Raw genomic sequence first — 19,184 nt, 5'->3', positions numbered from 1 at the left:
CATTACCTATTAATTTTTACTTAGATGCAATCAATTGCGAAACAGCGTTTCCTTGCGCTGGATGTTTTCAGGGGCATGACCATTTGCCTTATGATTATTGTAAACACATCGGGCAATGGCGCCACCACTTTTGCACCGCTTAAACATGCGCACTGGAACGGCTTCACGCCCACAGACTTTGTGTTTCCTTCTTTCATGTTTGCAGTGGGCAATGCCATGAGTTTTGTTATGCGCCGCTGGAGCGAAATGCGTACCGGCGCGGTGCTGGGCAAAATTTTTAAGCGCACTCTCATCATTTTTTTATGCGGCTATTTGTTATACTGGTTTCCTTTTTTTGAATACAACGATCAGCATCATCTTATATTATCACCTATTGCCAACACGAGAATATTTGGCGTGCTGCAGCGCATTGCACTGGCTTATTGCTTCGCATCATTAATGTTGTATTTTTTAGGAACAAGAACCACGGTTATCATCTCTGCACTTATACTTCTTTTATACTGGCCCGTGATGGTTTATTTCGGCACGGGCGCCGATCCGCTTGACGTGCATACCAACGCAGTGTTGCGTTTGGATACCTGGCTTGTTGGCGAACATCATTTGTACAGGGGAGAAGGCTTTCCGTTCGATCCCGAAGGTTTCCTGAGTACATTGCCTTCCATTGGTAATGTAGTGGGCGGATATATTGTTGGTAAATATGTGCAACAACATGGCAAAACTTACGAGGGCCTTGCCAAATTATTGATGGCCGGTTTTATTATTTTAATAGTTGCTTTTTGGTGGAACTATGGTTTCCCCATCAACAAAAAAATATGGACAAGCAGTTTTGTTTTGCATACGGTTGGGCTTGATTGTATGCTGCTTGCCTGCATCATGTATTATGTTGATTTCTTAAATAAAAGAACAGGCGTTTATTTCTTTGAGGTGTTTGGAAAGAACCCATTGTTTATTTACATGCTTTCAGAATTGTCTGTTATAATCCTGTATATGATTCCGGTTGGAGATACGAATTTATACAGATGGATTTACCATAACATTTTTGCTTATAGCGGGGCTTATACCGGGGCATTGTTATTTGCGATATGCTATATGTTGTATTGCTGGCTGATTGGTTATGTTTTGGATAAGAAAAAGATTTATGTGCGGGTGTAATCCTGAATCAAATTACCTCATACTGCAAAGGGCAGCGTTTTTTATGCGAAAAAATATTTATACTTTTAATTTATGTTAGACCTTAATGAAAAATATATCATTAACAAAGAACAAGAACCTATTGCTGTTCAGTTAGACATAAAAGTTTTTAAACGTCTTGAAGAAGTGCTTGAAGATTACGCCTTAGCCCAATACATGAAAGAAACAGATACTGAGGAGAAGCTTACATTGAATGAAGCAAAAGCATACTATAAAAAACTGAAAAAGAAATAGTGTGGAGGTTGTTTTTACCAAAACATTCCTTAAAGATCTGGCTAAAGTTTTTCCTGTTAAACGAAGGAAAGAGATAGAGCATTTTATTTTTGAAGAATTGCAGCTTGTAAGTTCATTGGAAGAAATCGACTTTGCAGAAAAAATGAAGGGACATAAGAATTTTTACAAAATAAGATTTGGTGATTACAGAATGGGAATATACAGATTGGAAAACAGGATTGAATTAAAACGTGTACTGCACCGAAAAGAAATTTATAAGTATTTCCCTTAAATAAATTGGTTTGGTTTTAAATCGAAAGAGAAAACTTACAGGAGCGGTGTTATAAACTTCCATACTTTTTATAATAAGCAATAAGCCAGGCAACCACCTCATCATAACTCTCAATGCCTTTTGGCTGATTATGCGCTTTTAAATAATTGCCATAAAGTTTTGTAAGCAGCGGCTCAAGCGGGTTACGGTAATCCTTTAAATATTGTTTGTATTCATTCAAATCTTTTTTTACCAGTGTATCGAGCTGCTGTACATTTTGTTTCGCTGCAACAGAATCCCGGCTGAATAATTCGCTGTTGGCATACAAAAACATATCAAAATAAGCAGAGTAATTAAACTGCGGCAAATTGCCCGATTTAACTGCTAAAAAGCCTGCAAAACTCGCTTCGCTTTCGCTGGCAAAGCCAAGCTGGTGGCCAATTTCGTGGCAGGTTGTAAATGGTATGATAAACGTTGGCATTTTTGCATTTACCTGTGCTTCGCCCGTAAAAGGATTGTAATAACCAAGAAACCCGCCATAGCTGCCTATATCGCCCGCAAGCATTTTTTTAACGGAATGATTTGGGTAATTCAAATAAGGATAGGTTGTTTTTGCCACATCGTATAAACCAGCCGCTTGCTTAAAAATGTTTTTACTGTCACCGTAATTTAAATGCAGGCTGTCCATCAGTTTCCTGTTTGCATTTAATTCTTCTCTTATCTGTGCTGTAACAATTCTTAAATCTTCGGTATTATACCTGTCGGGAAAAAGGTGCATTTTATATCCAATGCCATAGCGATAATAATTGAGCGCCCATAACAGTAAAAAAATAATATACATCCATAAACACTTAACCGTGAAACTGCGAATGGCAAGGGCAAATCTTTTCCATGTTGGCTTGTGTTTAAAAAACTTAATTGTTTTTGCAATAACCCAGATAATGGCAAGCCCGTATAATACATCGCCAATACTGAAAGGGATCCAGCCGGTAAGTAACCTTAATATATATGCAATGGGCGGGTAGATATAAGCGCTGTAAACATTTTCAATAAACCAGGGCCACAATGCAAGCACATGCAACAATATAACAACGAGTAATAATATTAAGGGCCTGAACCACCATTTTTTGTTTTGTATCCATTGCATGCTGATGCGAATATAAAAGTATCGGGTTGTAAAAAAATTCTTAAAAGGCGTATAAATATCAGTTGATTGGTTGAATAGCTGATAAGTTGAAATGTAAGAAGATAGAATTTGGTGGCATCAGCCTGTGAGCCCGTAAATGTGTAAACTTTTGAACAGGCGTATTAATTATGGGTGGCTTGTTTATTGCTGGTATTTCTTAAGTATTTTCGCCGCATTGCTTTATAATAATAATTACAACAACAATGAGCAAATTTTCTGATTACAATTTTGCAGATCAGCGCGCACTAATCCGCGTTGACTTTAATGTTCCGCTTGACAAACAAACGCTGGAAATAAAAGACGATACAAGAATGAGAGCTGCCATTCCTACCATCAAAAAAATATTGAACGACGGCGGCAGCGTGATTTTAATGAGCCATCTCGGCAGGCCAAAAGAAGGCCCGGAAGATAAGTTTTCCTTAAAACATCTTGTAAGCCATTTAAGCGAATTGCTTGATGGGAAACAAATTCAATTTGCCGATGATTGTATTGGTGAAGATGCACAACAAAAAGCGGCTGCATTAAAACCCGGCGATGTGCTGCTGCTTGAAAACCTTCGCTTTTATAAGCAGGAAGAAAAAGGAGATGAAGCTTTTGCAGAAAAGCTTTCAAAGCTGGGCGATGTATATGTGAATGATGCCTTTGGAACAGCGCACCGTGCACATGCTTCAACTGCTGTAATTGCAAAATTCTTCCCGAAAGAAAGACGCATGTTTGGTTTGCTGATGGAAAGCGAAGTTGCTTCGGCTGAGAAGGTGTTGCATAGCTCTGAAAAACCGTTTGTAGCCATTATTGGAGGCGCTAAAGTGAGCGATAAAATTTTAATTCTTGAAAACCTTTTGGAAAAGGCTAATGATATAATAATTGGCGGCGGCATGGCTTATACATTCTTTAAGGCGGAAGGGGGAAAAATAGGGGCTTCTTTGTGTGAAGAAGACCGTCTTGGTACAGCTAAAGAAATAATGGCGAAGGCGGCAGAAAAAAATGTATGCATTCACTTGCCAAGCGATTCCATTATTGCTGATAAGTTTGCCAATGATGCTGATATATCTTCATCTGTAAGCACTGATATTCCTGATGGATGGATGGGCCTGGATATTGGTTCAATGGCCTGCGATATGTTTACAAAAGTTATTCTTAACGCAAAAACCATTTTATGGAATGGCCCGATGGGTGTGTTTGAAATGGAGTGTTTTCAGCATGGCACCAAAACAATTGCAGAAGCTGTTGTTAAAGCCACCGAAAACGGCGCTTTTTCTTTGGTGGGCGGCGGCGATAGCGTGGCTGCTGTAAACCAGTTTGGTTTTGCAGATAAGGTAAGCTATGTATCCACCGGTGGCGGTGCGATGCTTGAATTTTTTGAAGGCAAAACGTTGCCGGGTATTGCTGCCATTAATGAATAATTTTCGATTTGAATTATATAAAAGAGGCTTGCATTTTGCAAGCCTCTTTTATATGTATTACCGAAGGTTTAAATGTTGTTTTTAAGCCTTAACTTCCTTTAATGGCGGGACTTTGAAATATATCTTACCAAACATCTCTTTGCAATTGGCAATAGCGTTTCTTCAACGGGTAAATTAATATCAGCTTCAATAACATAAACCGCAGGGTTGGGCAGTTGTGAACGGTTCCGCACCAACTCAGTTTTTATATGTTCGAATGTATTTACAAAACTGCGGTACCATGTATTGATAAATTCTGTGCGGATGCTTCGGAATTTTTCATCATGTTTTTCATAAATGCTTAAACGATATTGATACACTCTCGTAGCTGATAATTTATTGCTTAGAAAAAAATAACCTTCATGTTGTTCCAGCGGAATAATGCCAACCGGTGATATTTTCAGTTTATCTTCTATCATTTCATACAATTCTGTACCGTTGCTGATAGTTGCCTGCATTTCACGTGCTGCATAAAAAATTATTTCTTCAAGTTGCTGCATTACATCATCGTCTTCCATCATTTGTTCATACAATAACTGCAGCTTCTGAATTTGAATCCCCGTAAGCTTTTTGGGAAAGTGCTCCTGCAAAAACTTTTTGTTTTTCCTGAAGGAAACAAGATTGTTATAATGAAATATTACATCTGCCAGTTGCGGGTATAATTTATGCTCATCAAAATATTTATTTACTTCCTGTAAATAAGCGAGCAGCGTGTATTTTTTCAATTCAAAATCTATGTACCCGTCTGCAAACCATGTTTCTGATAACGATTTCATACACCTGAATTTTAATGGTCTTAAATTATTATAACAACAGTTTTATTTTGATACCGTTTTTACCGGCAGGTTTAAAAGTTAAATACTGTGCAAACAATTTCTGCATAAATTTCAGAACTGCAAAATACAGGCCTGTATTATTATAAACACTTTAATGATGTATATAATAAAAGAGAGCGGTAAAAGCCGCTCTCGTATGCTTATATTCATCACGGGGCGGGTTATATCTGTATGGCCAGCTTACCATCCTGCTGGCCCCGGCCAACTGTTGTATAATTCCAGTAGTTTAAAATGTTGCCTTTAGAGTTGTAAGTTACGCTATAGTAAATTTCCAATTGCTCTTTGGCATCATTCACATTTGGGATTAATATTTTTTGTGTGATGGGTTTATTCATCTCCGGATAATCCTTTAATTCTGTTGGCTGAAAATTATGCTGCCACACTGTATCCCTCACATTCTTTTTTACACGCAGTACTGTTACCTGCAAAGAGGCGGTGGTATTAGAATAGGCAGCCGATATATAACTTGCCGTTTTATACACTTCCACGTTTATATTTTTATTTGTTGTGGGTGCGGTTGCGGTGTTTTTTACAAAATAAAAAATAGAGCATGCTGCTGTAATAAATGCTGTAGCGCTGATAAATAATGTCCTTTTCATTTGTTAGTTTTTATTTCCTTTTATATGTCACTTTTTTGCTGATGACTTTGTTAGCTGATTTTTTGCCTGCTTTAGTCGTGGAAGGATATTTCAAAGCAAATACCATTATGCCATTTAACAAGTATTTGGCAATTTTTAGAGCATAAGGGGTTGTATAGATTGATAAGTGGCTGTTGTAAAAAAGACGATTATTTCAACTGTCCGGAAACGAACAATTATTGAACGGAATAGGATAGGGGGTAAAGGTTGATGCAGATGAAATAATTAAAGGTTTTCCGCACAAGGAGCCAAACAAAATACACAGGAATACTGTATAGTTATTCCAATATAAATTCCTGGTGCAAAGCCGGTATAAACACGTTTTTAAAACCGGCTTTCTGCAGCTTTTCCCTGAAATCTATCTGCACTTTATATTCTCCATGTACAATAAAAACTTTATTGACAGCTTCGGGTTGCTGACACTTTAGAAATTGGAGCAGATCATTATAATCGCCGTGTGCGCTCATGCTGCGCATTACACCAACCTGTGCAATTACATCAAATTCCTCGCTAAATATCCTTACGCGTTTTACATTATTCATTAAAGCGCCGCCAAGGGAACCTGGTTCGCAATAACCAACAATTAAAATAGTGTTCCTGTTATTGCCAATATTGTTTTTTATATGATGTTTTATGCGCCCGGCATCTGCCATACCGCTTGCGGCAATAATGATCATCGGGCGATGATCGTCGTTCAGCCTTTTGCTTTCATCTACGTTTTCAATAAATTTCAATTCCGGAAAAGTAAACGGATCATCATCTCTTTTTAAAAGTTCCTGTATGTTGATATTGAAGTTTTCAGGATGCTGTTTTACTACAGTTGTAGCTTCATAGCTCAAAGGGCTGTCTACAAAAACAGGAATGCCCTTAAGCTGTTTCTCAAGGCTTAATTCGTTTAACAGGTATAACAGTTCCTGTGTGCGGCCCACACTAAATGCAGGGATAATCAGCTTGCCTTTTTTGTGTATGCATGTTGATTCAATCCATTCATAAAAATCTTCTGCTGTATTTGTAATGCGCTGGTGCAGGCTATTGCCATACGTGCTTTCAGTAATAATATAATCAGCCTGCGGAAATGTTTCAGGCTTCCGCAATATCATATCGTTATATCTTCCCACATCGCCGCTGAAAGAAATCTGCCTCGTAACGCCGTTTTCTGTTATGCGCACGTGCACGGCGGCAGAGCCGGTTATATGGCCGGTATCGGTATATAAAACTTTAATGCCTTCATCAACCGTAAACCAGTTATTATAATTAACGATTGTAAACAAAGGCATTGCTTTTTGTACATCGCTTATATCGTATAAAGGATCATAAGGCTCAAGGCCTTTTTTAATTCTTTTTTTATTGGTATAACCCGTATCGTCGCGCTGAATTTCTGCACTGTCCATAAGCAATACGGCAGACAAATCTTTTGTTGCAGGTGTGCAGAATATTTTCCCGTTAAAGCCTTCTTTCACAAGCTTTGGGATAAGACCGCTGTGATCAATGTGTGCATGCGATAATAACAGGTAGTTTACTGAAGCTGCGTCAAAGCCAAAGCTGTTATTAAGTGGAAATGTATCTTTTCCAAGCCCCTGGAACATGCCACAGTCAAGCAAAATTTTTTTACCGTTGTTTAATGTAATTAGATGTTTTGAACCCGTAACCGTTCTTGCAGCGCCATGAAAAGCAATCTTCATAAAAACAATATTAGTTGATTAAAGATAAGCGCCTGTGTTTTATAAATGCAGATAAATTGTTAACTGCAAAATAAAGTTCGTAACTTAATACTCTAAAACTTGCCATCATGAACGAACAAACAATTTCCCGTTTTGCCATTATTTTATTGGCTTTAGTAATGGCAGTATTTGGTATCTACCATTTTGTTTCTCCTCAGAATCTTATAACCTATGTGCCTTCGTTCCTGCCTGCTGTCGGAAATTTATGGGTATATATTCCGGGGGCGGCGTTTATTCTTGCGGCAGTAGCATTTATCACTAATAAAAAGGTAAAGCTCGCCGCTTATTTACTTGCTATATTGCTGTTTATTTTTGTGCTCACCATTCATCTTCCCAATTTTCTTAACGGCAGCAATATTGAATACAGGCAGCTTTCATTAATCAATCTTTTGAAAGATACAGCCATTGCTGCTTTTGCTTTGCACATTGCAGCTAACTCATCAAACTAATTGCAATAACAGATGCTTGTTTCCTGCAGTTTTAAACTGCAGGTTATATTGTTTTGTCTTTACAGAATATGTGACTGTATTATTATATTGCAAACCGTGAGTCGGATTCTTTTTAATGTTATATATTTTGCAAACGGCGATAAAATAAAATTTAAACTATGAGCATGAAGATGATTATAGCGCCTACAGATTTTTCTGAAGTTTCGGTAAATGCGGTTAACTATGCTGCAGATATGGCAATGGCTTTGCATGCGCAATTAGTAATTATGCATGTGAATGAATACATATATGCTTACAGTGAAGCAGGCATAATTGATGCATTAATTGATGAAAATACAGATGAAAGGCTTGATGGGCTTGAGGCACAATTACTGAAAAGAACTGCAAATAAACTTTCAATAAAAAAGATACTGTCTGTTGGCCGATTGGAAAAAGAGCTGAGTAAATTAAGTGAAACGATAACACCGTTTGCTATAGTAATGGGCACACACGATGAATTAAACACAGTAAACCGTTTTTTTCTCGATAGCAGAAGTTTGAACACCGCAAAAAAGCTGCGTTGCCCGGTTATGATTATACCAAATCATAAAACATGGAACAAAATTGCTTCCATTGCTTATGCATGCGATCTTAAAGATGCAGAAAGCATTCCTGCCAAAGAGATAAAATATGTGCAGGATGCATTTGGTTCAGTGTTGCATGTGGTGCATATAAGTAAAGACAGCAATTTTAATAGCGAAGATGTTATAAACACTACCTTATTACCTGCAGGCCTTATGGTTAATAAAACAGATTTTCACATAATAGAGCATGACGATGTGGTAAAGGGCATTGAAGCTTTTGCTGATGAATTTAAAATTGATCTTGTAATACTTCAGCCGAAGGAATATGGCTTTTTTCAAAACCTGTTTCATATAAGCCAGTCAAAGCGAATGATATTGCATCCCTGGATGCCAATAATGGTGCTGCATTAATCAGGCACGTTTCCTGTAGCTGAGTACCGCCCATGTATTCAGCACAACAGCAAACCCAAAAACAATGAGCAGGTTTTTACTAATGTCTGCAAACGTGCTGCCCTTTAAAACTATAGACCGCATCACTTCAATAAAATAGGTAACCGGGTTAAACTTTGTTACCCACTGCGCCCATACAGGCATGCTCGTAATGGAAGTGTATAAACCGCTGAGCATTACAAATATCATCATTAAAAAAAAGGCACTTAACATAGCTTGCTGCTGTGTATTGCAAAACGTTGAAACCAGTAATCCTAAACCTAACACAGCAAGCAGGTACACGGCTGCAAACACATAAATCACGAATATGCTGCCAACGGGTATAATGCCATAAGCAAGATAAGCAATGGTTAAACCGGTTGTAAGTATAACCAGCCCAAGCACCCAAAAGGGAATAAGCTTGCCTAATATGAAATGATATTTTCTTATCGGCGTAACATTTATCTGCTCAATTGTGCCTATTTCTTTTTCCCGTACAATATTTACGGCAGCAATAAATGAACCCACCATGGTTACAAGAATTACAATAATGCCGGGCACCATAAAAGATTTATAGTTCATGTGCAGGTTAAACCAGTTGGAATGTGTTACGTCAATTTGTGACTGCGTATTAAAACGTGGCGCCTGCACCCATTTTGTTCGTATATCTTCATTAAAATTTCTTACAATAGTTTGCAGGTACGATGCGCCAAGCCCTGCCTTTGTACCATTTACGGCATTTACTGCCATAAACAAAGTTGAAGCTGATTCTTTAATAAGATTTTTTTCAAAAGATGCAGGAATTTCAAGTATGATATCAGCATTATTTTTTTCAATTTCATGCAAAGCATCTGCGTATGAGGCTGTGTATCTGTCAAGTTTAAAATAACCTGATGCCGTAATTTTTGAAACCAGCTTTTGTGCATAATCGCTGCGGTCATTGTCAACAACTGCAAGGTTTATATTTTTTACTTCATAATCTGCAGCCCAGGGCAATACGAGTAATTGAACAGCAGGCATAATAAATATTACACGCAGTATGCTTTTATCGCGAAATATCTGCCTGAATTCTTTCTGTAATAAAAATCTTAATGTGCGCATTTATTAACTTTTAGCTGTGAGACGCAAGCTATGAGCACTCAAGGCCCATAGCTCATAACTTGTGTCTTATTCCAGCCTTATTTTAAAATTTTTTATTGCCAGCGATAATAATAATACTGTCATTCCGCTGAGTACTAATGTTTGTTTTAAAATGCTTGATATGCCAAGGCCTTTTATCATTACGGCCACTACTATTTCATAATACCATCTTGAAGGCACAACGTTTGATACAATGCGCAAAGCCAGCGGCATATTTTCAATGGGAAACATAAAGCCGCTTAACATAACTGTTGGCAAAAACAGGCCCATCATCGAGATCATCATAGCGGTTTGCTGCGAGTCTGTAACAGATGAAATAAGTAAGCCAAACGATAAACAGGTTATGGTGAATAAAATGCTCTCGCCTGTTAGCAGTATAAGGCTTCCGTTTATGGGCACATCCAGCACAAACACGCTTAACAATAATATATTGGTAATGTTTACAACGGTTAAAAGCAAATAAGGAATTGCCTTCGCCATCACAATCTTCATGGGCTGCACCGGCGATACGAGCATTACTTCCATGGTGCCTGTTTCTTTTTCCCGCACAATGGTTATGGCTGTCATCATGGTGCAGATAAGCATCAGCACCATTGCCATTACGCCGGGCACAAAACTGTAAGCGCCCTTTAGCTGCGGGTTGTACAGCATGCGGGACTGCACGTTTATCTGGTAGGGGATGACTGCGGTTGAATTTAAAGATTGCTGGTAATCTGTAATAATGGCCGTTGCATAATTTATTAAAGTGGTTGCAATGTTTGGGTCTGATGCATCAGTAACTAATTGCACCTGCGCTTTATTTACATGCCTTAAGTCTTCGCCGAATGTTGAAGGCAGCACAAGCACTATTCTTGCCGTATTGGTTTGAAAAGTTCTTGCTATTTCGTCGGGATTATGCAGCAATGCCGTAACGTTAAAATAACGGCTGGCGCTTATTTTATTTATAATCTGCGAGGATGCAGCGTCTTTTGACTGGTCAAGTATGGCAATAGATTCATTCTTTACTTCGTTGGTTAATGCAAACCCGAAAATAATTATTTGTGCAAGCGGCATTCCAAGCAGGATGAACATAGTCCGCCTGTCGCGCCAGATGTGGTAGAATTCTTTTTTTATAAATGAAAAAAATTGTTTCATGCCGCTGCTCTAAAAGAGAAATATTTTATGATTTTTTAATTACAAACACTTGCACCATTTGAATATTGTATATTGATTATCGCGTATTGAATATTGATTGCTTTACCAACAACATTCAATTATATCTGCTAACTGTCATTTCTTGTTGCCTTTCTTGCCAGTTGCAGAAAAACTTCATCCATAGATGCTGCACTAAAATTTTCTTTTAATGCAACCGGTGTATCCAATGCATCAATTCTTCCATCCACCATAATAGAAACACGGTTACAGTATTCAGCTTCATCCATATAATGCGTAGTTACGAAAACAGTAATGCCTTTTGCCGAAGCCTCGTAAATGAGGTTCCAGAATTCACGGCGCGTTACAGGATCAACACCGCCAGTTGGTTCGTCTAAAAAAACTATTTGCGGCTCATGAAATATAGCCACAGAAAATGCCAGCTTTTGTTTCCATCCTAATGGTAATGAGCCAACCAGTTTATCGGCTTCATCTTCAAGGTGCAGTTGCTGCAGCAAAAGCGCTGTTTTATCTTTTATGTATTTATTGCTCATGCCATATATGCCGGCATAGAAACGAATATTTTCTTTTACTGTTAAATCTTCATACAAAGAAAATTTCTGGCTCATATAGCCAATGCTGCGTTTAATAGCTTCCGTTTTTTTATATATATCAAAACCTGCAATGGTTGCTTTGCCTGATGTTGGTAAGCTTAGCCCGCACAACATACGCATAGCCGTGGTTTTACCTGCTCCGTTAGCACCGAGGAAACCAAAAATTTCTCCTTTATGCACATCGAACGAAATGTGGTCAACAGCAATAAAATCACCAAAGCGCTTGGTAAGTTGTTCTGTTTGTATGATGATATCGTTTGCCATATTAACTTTTCATCAGGCGCAAAAAGCTATCTTCAATAGTTGGTTTAATTTGCTGTATAACGAGTTCCTTATTTCCTTTTTCTTCAAGGTATTTTTGCAAAGCTTCTTCACTGGAATTTTCTTTCATTACAGCATGATGATATTCGCCAAAAGCATAAGCATCTTCAATTGCATTATATGCATTCAGGTCTTTCAGCAGGTCATACATATTTGCCGCTTTAACGCCCAGGATAGTTTGTTTGAACGACCCGGTTATTTCTGTTGGTGTGCCGGTTGAAAGCAGTTTACCCTGTTGCATTAAAGTAATGCGGTCGCACAAACCGGCCTCATCCATATATGGCGTTGAAACAAGAATGGTGATACCTTGTTGTTTCAGGCGTTTCAGCATATCCCAAAACTCTTTTCTTGAAACTGCATCAACGCCTGTTGTTGGTTCATCAAGAAACAAAACAACAGGCCGGTGAATCAGCGCACAACTCAATGCCAGCTTCTGTTTCATGCCTCCCGATAGCTTGCCTGCCTTTCTTTTTTTAAAGGGCTCTATCTGTATATAAATGTCTTTAATGAGATCGTAATTCTTTTCAATAGTTGTGTTGAAAATGGTGGCGAAAAAATTCAGGTTCTCTTCAACACTTAAATCCTGGTACAGGGAAAACCGGCCGGGCATGTATCCAACTTTTTTGCGGATAGCTTTAAAATCTTTTACAATATCCGAGCCATCAACAGATGCGTTTCCGCTGTCTGGCAGCAGCAGCGTTGTCAACATGCGGAACAGTGAAGTTTTTCCTGCGCCATCAGGCCCGATAATGCCAAAAATTTCCGCCGGTGAAACATCGAATGAAACATCCTTTACGGCCTTAATTTCTTTTTCCTTGCCGTAATTTTTAGAAAGGTTATTTACAATTACTGATTGCATATTTTATGTATTGATGTAAGCTTGTTTGGGCTGCAGTATTGGCCAATAGCTTGCAGCTAACAGCTTATAGCTTAACTTCTCCATACATTCCAATCTTTAAATAGCCATCATTCTTTACTTTAACCTTTATAGCATATACAAGATTGGCCCTTTCATCTTTTGTTTGAATGGTTTTTGGCGTGAATTCGGCTTTATCAGATATCCATATAATTGTTCCGGCATATTCGCGGTAATGATTGGCGCCGCTATCAATATAAACTTTAACCGGCTGGTTAAGCTTTATGGTTGAAAGTTGTGTGCCTGTTATATAAGCACGAAGATTGAGATAGTTTATATCTGCAATTTTATATAAGGCTTTGCCCGGCGATGTTACTTCACCTGCTTCCGCGTATTTGGTGAGCACCGTTCCATTGATTGGGTTAACAATATTTGCTTTTGATAATTGTTCACTCAGTTGAGCCACCTGTTTTTGCAGCGGGTCTTTTTCGCTTAATATGCTGCGGTTTTGTGTGCCGGTATTTGTTTGCTGAACTTTTATTTGCTGCTGTGTAACCTGCATTTGTTTCTTAGCAGCATCCACCTGTGTGTTTATATCATCCACCTGCCGCTGTGTAACGGCGCCATCCTTCAACATATTTTCAAACCGTTGCTGGTCTTTTAAAAGGTTGTTTAATTGCGTTTGCTGAACAGCAAGCTGGTCTTCCAATAGTTTTACCTGGGGCCGCACATCACTTGTTTTTTCTTTAAGCGATTGAATGGAAGCCTGCACCTGCTGCTTTTGAAGCAATACATTTAAGGAATCTATTTTGCCTACAACCGCGCCTTCCTGCAAAGTATCGCCTTCGTTCACATTAAAGGCAAGTATCTGCCCGCCTAACTGCGCTGAAACAATTACTTCATCGGTTTCAAATGTGCCAGAAGCATCAAACTGGTTTTCATTATTGTTGCAGGCAAAAAAAATCGTTGCAAGGGCCGCAATACATGTATATTCTTTTATTGCAAACATAAAGGGGCTATTTTATTGTTTACTTTTTTATAGATTGAATAATAAGCTGAGGAACTATTTTTTTCCTTTCTTCAATCATTGCCTCATAATCTTTTTTGCTGATGCCCGCTGCATGCTGCAAAATTGGCTGCGCCGCGAAAGGAAATATGCATAATGATAAGATATTCATGAGCAATTGCAAAGGATGAACAGGTTTTATTTTTTTTTGTTTGATAGCTGTTTCAATCATGCCGGTAAAAGCTTTTAAAGGTGGCTTTTGCCTTTTCCATAACTTTTTTAAAAATGGTTCCTGCTGGCGGCTGGCTTCACTTAATATAAAAACGGGCAGGTAGGGCATTTTGGCCACCTGGTTTATATATTCACTGCATAATACTTCTATTTTCTCAAAAACGGTTTTATCCGATTCAAGTATGGAACTTAACATAGGAAAAAGATGATTGGTGGCATCAATAAAAATTGTTTCAAATAATTTATCCTTGCTTCGGAAATAATAATGCAGCATGGCCTTGTTAATGCCAGCCTTATCGGCAATATCCTGCATGCGGGCGCCATGCATGCCTTTGTCAAAGAAAACCTCTTTGGCTGCTTCAAGAATCTTTTGCTCTGTTGAAAGGTCTTTGTCTTTAACCATACGATTTAACCAAATGGTTAACAAATATAAAACTTTTATAGATTGTTTATGGAATTAAATAATTATTGCCACAGATGCACGAATTTATCTGTGCATCTGTGGCAAAACAAAAGTTTAACCGAATATTTTCCGGCATATTCAGAATATAAAATATTCTATAATGCAGATTGCAGTAAGCCGTAATTCGCAAAAATCTTTAATTTGAGCGCATGAAAAGTATAATGAAACTACTCTTTTTCGCTGCTGCCTTTATTGCTTTTATAGATGTGCATGCGCAGAATTATAAAAAGCTGCATTTTGAATCAATACTTTGCGATACGCATAATGATGTTATCAGCACCTGTCTTGAAAAAGGCTACAGTTTCGACCAAAACCTTACCGGTAAAACACACAGTGATTTAAACCGGATGTTTAAAGCCGGCGTGGATGTGCAGGTATTCAGCATCTGGTGCGATGGCACACAGGTAAACCCTTACGCTTTTGCCAACCGGGAAATTGATACGCTGTATGCATGGGTTAAACGCAACCCCGGAAAGATGATGCTCGTAACTAATTCAACTGAATTAATGCAGGCCGTAAAGCAACATAAATTAGCGGCTATGATTGGCGTGGAAGGCGGCCACATGATTGAAAACAGTTTAAGCAACCTTGATAATTTATATGCACGCGGTACACGTTATTTAACGCTGACCTGGAATAATAATAATGAATGGGCCACGAGCGCTAAGTTCGAAACAGACTCTGCACAATCGCAGCGTAAAATGGGGCTCACGGATTTTGGGAAACAAATAGTGCAGCACATGAATAAGATAGGCATGATGGTGGATGTAAGCCATGTGGGTGAAAAAACTTTTTGGGATGTAATTAATACTACTACAAAGCCGGTTATTGCATCGCATAGCGATGCATATTCCATTTGCCCTGTGCCAAGGAATTTAAAAGATGACCAGATAAAAGCCATTGCCAAAAACGGCGGTGTTATACAATTGAATTTTTATTCGGGGTTTTTAGACAGCGGGTTTGACAGGAAGGAAAAAGCATTCGAAGCACGTCATGCAGCGGAAAAAGAAGCACTTGTTAAAGAAGGGAAAAATGAATTTTTTGCATGGAATGCGTTGTTTTTAAAATATGCTGATGAAGTAAGAGAAATGCGGGCGCCTTTTCACCTAATACTCGATCATCTTGATCATATAGTGAAGCTTGTTGGTGTTGACTATGTAGGTATGGGCAGCGATTTTGATGGCATTAGTTTTCCACCGCAGGATATGGATGATGTTACAGCCTACCCTTTAATTACAAAAGCTTTGCTGGAACGTGGTTACAGCAAAACAGATATTGAAAAAATCCTTGGTGGAAATTTTATAAGGGTATTGAAAGCGAATGAAGCAAAGTGATGGCAGGATACCGCAAGAAATAAGATGTAAGTTTTATAAGGCAATTTCTTTTAGCCACAAATGCACAGACTTTTATCTGTGCATCTGTGGCTAATTCTTGATTGTTTAATATAGTATTATTTCACCAGGTAAGGCTGTATGGCTTTTTGCCATATTGCATAGCCATTTGCATTCATGTGCAGGCTGTCGCTTAAAAATATTTCAGGCTTTGCATCTTTATTTTCATTTAACATAGGGTGAAACACATCAATAAAAGAAGCATGTTGTTGTGTGCCGATGTAATCTTTAATCATCTTGTTTGCTTCAATCATCTGCGGCCAGTATTTTCTCCTGCTGGGGCTGGGCTTAATAGAAATAAATGCAACCGGAACATCGGCGAGTTTGGAACGAATGACGGCATATAAAGTTTTAAAACGTTCAAATACTATTTCAGGAGAAACATAATCCTTTACAGCAAAATCATTATCCCCGCAATAAATAATTATTTCTTTTGGATTATAAGGAAAGATGATATCGTTGGCATAACGGATGAGATCAGGTAAAGAAGAGCCTCCAAAGCCGCGGTTAAGAATAGTGTAACCGGGAAAATAAGATTGCACATCTTTCCATTTAGTGAAGGAAGAACTGCCGATAAGTAATATGGGATGTTGTGGCGGCGGGTTAATGCTGTCCTGTTCTTTAAATTTCTGAATATCGTTATAAAAAGCCGGCTGCTGTGCATGCAGGGTTAAAGAAAAAACAAAACAAAAGATAAAAAGATAACAGGCAATACGTTTCATACTTAATAGTTTGATTATTGCTTCAAAGATAAATGCTGCAATAAATAGTTACTGTAAAGAAACGTGCGCTTACTGTTAAAAAGATAGATTATTATACTTCAGCTTTCCTTGCCACCATCGTTAATATAGTTGCAATGCCCACCTGTTCATTTGTGTCGTCAAATATTTCAACCAGCCATTTTACAATGCCGCGTGGAATATCAGTTGTTTCCCTGCCTGCCGGCGAAGCAGGTTTTTGTTCCTGCGGAATTTTTTCTTTGCAGGTAAATTTTACATAGATGGCTGTGCCCGGATAAACAGGTTTTGTAAAGCGTAATTCATCAATGCCATAATTTAATAGCACTGGATTTTTTTCGTAGCCGTCAACAAACAAACCGGCTGCGGCACTCATAATAAAATAACCATGCGCTACCTGTTGTTCAAACATAGTTCCCGCAAAATTTGTGTTGGTTAAATGCACATAAAAATGATCGCCGCTTAAATCGGCAAAGTGGTTAATGTCATCAGTTGTAATTGTTCTTTTTTGTGTGATGAGTTGTTCACCAATTTGCAGTTCTTCAAAATATTTTTTGAATGGATGAACATCACTTTCTATTCCTTTTGCATGCTGCTGATAAACGTTTGTGATATTGGTTACAGTTGTTGGCGAACCTTGTATGGCTACCCTTTGCATATAATGTTTTACGCCGCGAATACCGCCCATTTCTTCGCCGCCGCCAGCCCTGCCCGGGCCTCCGTGAATAAGCATGGGCAACGGTGAACCATGCCCCGTACTTTCTTTGGCGCAATCTTTATTCAATATTAAAATCCTTCCATGATGCGTGCCTGCACCTAATACATATTGCCTTGCAATTTTGTCGTTAGCTGTTACGATGGATGAGCATAAAGAGCCTTTGCCCATCCTGCTTAAAGCAATGGCTTCATCCATATTTTTATACGGCATGATGGTGCTAACCGGGCCAAAGGCTTCCACTTCATGTACTGCCGTTGAAGCGAAAGGTTTTTCGTTCAATAATAATAATGGAGAGATAAATGCGCCTTTATCAGCATTGGCTTCAATAACTTCAACGCTATCCAGCGAGCCATATATAATTTGTGATGATGCCAATATTTTTTGCACTTGTTGTTTTACTTCATCGCGCTGCGATTGACCTGCCAGTGAGCCCATTCTCACTTTATCATTTAACGGGTTGCCGATTACCGTTTGCGATAAAGATGTTGCTAAAGCTTTCCACATATCTTCCAGCTTATTTTCCGGTACAAAAATCCTGCGGATGGCGGTACATTTTTGCCCGGCTTTTACCGTCATTTCCTTTCTTACTTCTTTAATAAAAATATCCCATTCTGCATCATCGGGGTTTACATCATCGCCCAAAACAATGCAATTCAAACTATCGGCTTCCATATTAAATGGCACCGATTCTTCCAAAATCCTGTCTTGCTTTTTTAGTTTTAATGCGGTTGATTTAGAGCCGGTAAAAGTTATCACATCCTGCGATGTTACATGATTCAGTAAATCGCCGGCGCTGCCGCATATCAATTGTAATGCGCCTTTCGGTAAAATGCCGGAGGTAATTATTTCTTTTACTACTGCTTCAGTTAAATAGCTGGTAATGGTTGCAGGTTTTACAATGGCCGGAACACCCGCCAGCCAGTTCACCGCGCATTTTTCCAGCATGCCCCAAACAGGAAAATTGAAAGCATTAATATGAATGGCCACACCTTCTTTCGGCACCAAAATATGATGCCCCATGAATGTATTTTGCTTACCAAGATTAATGCCTTCGCCATCAACAGTAAAGGTTTCATCTGCAAATTTCCTGCGCAATGAAGCATAGGAAAACAGGTTGCCGATACCGCCTTCAATATCAATCCAGCTATCGGTTTTGGTGGCGCCGGTTTTGTAAGAAAGTGCGTAAAATGTATCAAGGTGATTGCGCAGGTGCAAAGCCAGTGCCCTCAGCATTCTGCCGCGTTCGTGAAAAGTTAATTTGCGCAAATTAGGATTGCCAAACGTATGCGCATAATCAATCATGGCTTTAAAATCCAGGCCATTGGTTGTGGCAGATGTAATCGGCTCTCCAGTTACAGCATTATATAAAGGCTGTCCTTCGCCATCACCGGTAATCCATTTATCAGCAACAAAATTTCCGAGTTTATTCATATAGCAATTTGTTTGACAAAACTAACGATTGATAGTTGTTCTGCTATTGCAAATGCAGTAATTGTTATGGTATTAAATATTCGCACGGAGCAAAGGACTGCACAGAGGAATAACATGTTTCCACTTGCTCTGAGAATTGTGAGATAATTTTTTAAACAGCGTTCAGGAAACGGTTCAGGTGCATTTCATTATATTGCGTAAACCAA

At 38.6% G+C, this 19,184-nt stretch carries 19 protein-coding genes; 7 read left to right on the top strand and 12 right to left on the bottom strand.

Annotated features, from left to right (window positions below):
- The first annotated feature begins 24 nt into the window (after positions 1 to 24).
- The 3 genes from BM015_RS18545 to BM015_RS18535 all read left to right on the top strand — a co-directional run bounded on the left by BM015_RS18545 (position 25) and on the right by BM015_RS18535 (position 1,696).
- Positions 25 to 1,152 (top strand): acyltransferase family protein, encoded by a 1,128-nt coding sequence (locus BM015_RS18545; RefSeq protein WP_090662332.1) that lies wholly within the window; start codon positions 25 to 27, stop codon positions 1,150 to 1,152.
- Between the two features lie 72 nt (positions 1,153 to 1,224).
- Entirely contained in the window at positions 1,225 to 1,425 is a 201-nt protein-coding gene (locus BM015_RS18540; protein WP_090662329.1) for a hypothetical protein, read from the top strand.
- 1 nt (position 1,426) lies between these two features.
- On the top strand, positions 1,427 to 1,696 hold the full coding sequence (locus tag BM015_RS18535; RefSeq protein ID WP_090662327.1) for a type II toxin-antitoxin system RelE family toxin: 270 nt from the start codon (positions 1,427 to 1,429) through the stop codon (positions 1,694 to 1,696).
- A gap of 49 nt (positions 1,697 to 1,745) precedes the next feature.
- Here BM015_RS18535 and BM015_RS18530 read toward each other — a convergent pair whose 3' ends face one another.
- Positions 1,746 to 2,822, bottom strand: coding sequence for a DUF3810 domain-containing protein (locus BM015_RS18530; protein WP_090662325.1), 1,077 nt, complete (start codon positions 2,820 to 2,822; stop codon positions 1,746 to 1,748).
- A 242-nt stretch (positions 2,823 to 3,064) separates the two neighbouring features.
- Between BM015_RS18530 and BM015_RS18525 the strand changes: the two genes are divergently transcribed.
- Positions 3,065 to 4,264, top strand: coding sequence for a phosphoglycerate kinase (locus BM015_RS18525; protein WP_090662323.1), 1,200 nt, complete (start codon positions 3,065 to 3,067; stop codon positions 4,262 to 4,264).
- Between the two features lie 98 nt (positions 4,265 to 4,362).
- On the opposite strand, the gene BM015_RS18520 is transcribed toward BM015_RS18525, so the two are convergent.
- The 3 genes from BM015_RS18520 to BM015_RS18510 form a co-directional block, all read right to left on the bottom strand.
- Positions 4,363 to 5,079: a hypothetical protein gene (locus tag BM015_RS18520; protein WP_090662321.1), complete on the bottom strand. Its 717-nt coding sequence runs from the start codon at positions 5,077 to 5,079 to the stop codon at positions 4,363 to 4,365.
- 221 nt (positions 5,080 to 5,300) lie between these two features.
- A complete protein-coding gene (locus BM015_RS18515; protein ID WP_090662319.1) occupies positions 5,301 to 5,738 on the bottom strand; it encodes a hypothetical protein in 438 nt (145 codons plus the stop codon).
- 317 nt (positions 5,739 to 6,055) lie between these two features.
- Positions 6,056 to 7,459 (bottom strand): MBL fold metallo-hydrolase RNA specificity domain-containing protein, encoded by a 1,404-nt coding sequence (locus BM015_RS18510; RefSeq protein ID WP_090662317.1) that lies wholly within the window; start codon positions 7,457 to 7,459, stop codon positions 6,056 to 6,058.
- A 107-nt stretch (positions 7,460 to 7,566) separates the two neighbouring features.
- Between BM015_RS18510 and BM015_RS18505 the strand changes: the two genes are divergently transcribed.
- Together BM015_RS18505 and BM015_RS18500 are read left to right on the top strand one after the other, a co-directional pair.
- The gene (locus BM015_RS18505; protein WP_090662315.1) at positions 7,567 to 7,947 is read left to right on the top strand and encodes a hypothetical protein; all 381 of its coding nucleotides are present in this window, start codon (positions 7,567 to 7,569) and stop codon (positions 7,945 to 7,947) included.
- 164 nt (positions 7,948 to 8,111) lie between these two features.
- Positions 8,112 to 8,921 (top strand): universal stress protein, encoded by an 810-nt coding sequence (locus tag BM015_RS18500; RefSeq protein ID WP_177191957.1) that lies wholly within the window; start codon positions 8,112 to 8,114, stop codon positions 8,919 to 8,921.
- Here the strand turns inward: BM015_RS18500 and BM015_RS18495 are convergent, their stop codons facing one another.
- The 6 genes from BM015_RS18495 to BM015_RS18470 all read right to left on the bottom strand — a co-directional run bounded on the left by BM015_RS18495 (position 8,922) and on the right by BM015_RS18470 (position 14,641).
- Positions 8,922 to 10,040: an ABC transporter permease gene (locus BM015_RS18495; protein ID WP_090662311.1), complete on the bottom strand. Its 1,119-nt coding sequence runs from the start codon at positions 10,038 to 10,040 to the stop codon at positions 8,922 to 8,924.
- Positions 10,041 to 10,106: 66 nt separating this feature from the next.
- A complete protein-coding gene (locus tag BM015_RS18490) occupies positions 10,107 to 11,213 on the bottom strand; it encodes an ABC transporter permease (RefSeq protein ID WP_090662309.1) in 1,107 nt (368 codons plus the stop codon).
- A 128-nt stretch (positions 11,214 to 11,341) separates the two neighbouring features.
- Positions 11,342 to 12,088, bottom strand: a complete 747-nt coding sequence (locus BM015_RS18485) for an ABC transporter ATP-binding protein (protein ID WP_090662307.1) — start codon at positions 12,086 to 12,088, stop codon at positions 11,342 to 11,344.
- 1 nt (position 12,089) lies between these two features.
- A complete protein-coding gene (locus BM015_RS18480) occupies positions 12,090 to 13,004 on the bottom strand; it encodes an ABC transporter ATP-binding protein (protein WP_090662305.1) in 915 nt (304 codons plus the stop codon).
- A gap of 64 nt (positions 13,005 to 13,068) precedes the next feature.
- The gene (locus BM015_RS18475) at positions 13,069 to 14,010 is read right to left on the bottom strand and encodes an HlyD family secretion protein (protein WP_090662303.1); all 942 of its coding nucleotides are present in this window, start codon (positions 14,008 to 14,010) and stop codon (positions 13,069 to 13,071) included.
- Positions 14,011 to 14,029: 19 nt separating this feature from the next.
- The gene (locus BM015_RS18470; RefSeq protein WP_090662301.1) at positions 14,030 to 14,641 is read right to left on the bottom strand and encodes a TetR/AcrR family transcriptional regulator; all 612 of its coding nucleotides are present in this window, start codon (positions 14,639 to 14,641) and stop codon (positions 14,030 to 14,032) included.
- A gap of 209 nt (positions 14,642 to 14,850) precedes the next feature.
- On the opposite strand from BM015_RS18470, the gene BM015_RS18465 reads away from it, so the two are divergent.
- A complete protein-coding gene (locus BM015_RS18465) occupies positions 14,851 to 16,035 on the top strand; it encodes a dipeptidase (protein ID WP_090662299.1) in 1,185 nt (394 codons plus the stop codon).
- A 116-nt stretch (positions 16,036 to 16,151) separates the two neighbouring features.
- Here BM015_RS18465 and BM015_RS18460 read toward each other — a convergent pair whose 3' ends face one another.
- Both BM015_RS18460 and paaZ read right to left on the bottom strand, forming a co-directional pair.
- Positions 16,152 to 16,814, bottom strand: a complete 663-nt coding sequence (locus BM015_RS18460; protein ID WP_090662296.1) for a GDSL-type esterase/lipase family protein — start codon at positions 16,812 to 16,814, stop codon at positions 16,152 to 16,154.
- A gap of 91 nt (positions 16,815 to 16,905) precedes the next feature.
- Positions 16,906 to 18,978: a phenylacetic acid degradation bifunctional protein PaaZ gene (gene paaZ, locus BM015_RS18455; RefSeq protein WP_090662294.1), complete on the bottom strand. Its 2,073-nt coding sequence runs from the start codon at positions 18,976 to 18,978 to the stop codon at positions 16,906 to 16,908.
- Between the last annotated feature and the right edge of the window lie 206 nt (positions 18,979 to 19,184).

Origin of the sequence: Parafilimonas terrae (genome assembly GCF_900115755.1) — a bacterium.
GTDB lineage: Bacteria > Bacteroidota > Bacteroidia > Chitinophagales > Chitinophagaceae > Parafilimonas > Parafilimonas terrae.
Note: the sequence above shows the minus strand (reverse complement) of the source record. Positions and strands in the feature narration are given on the sequence as shown.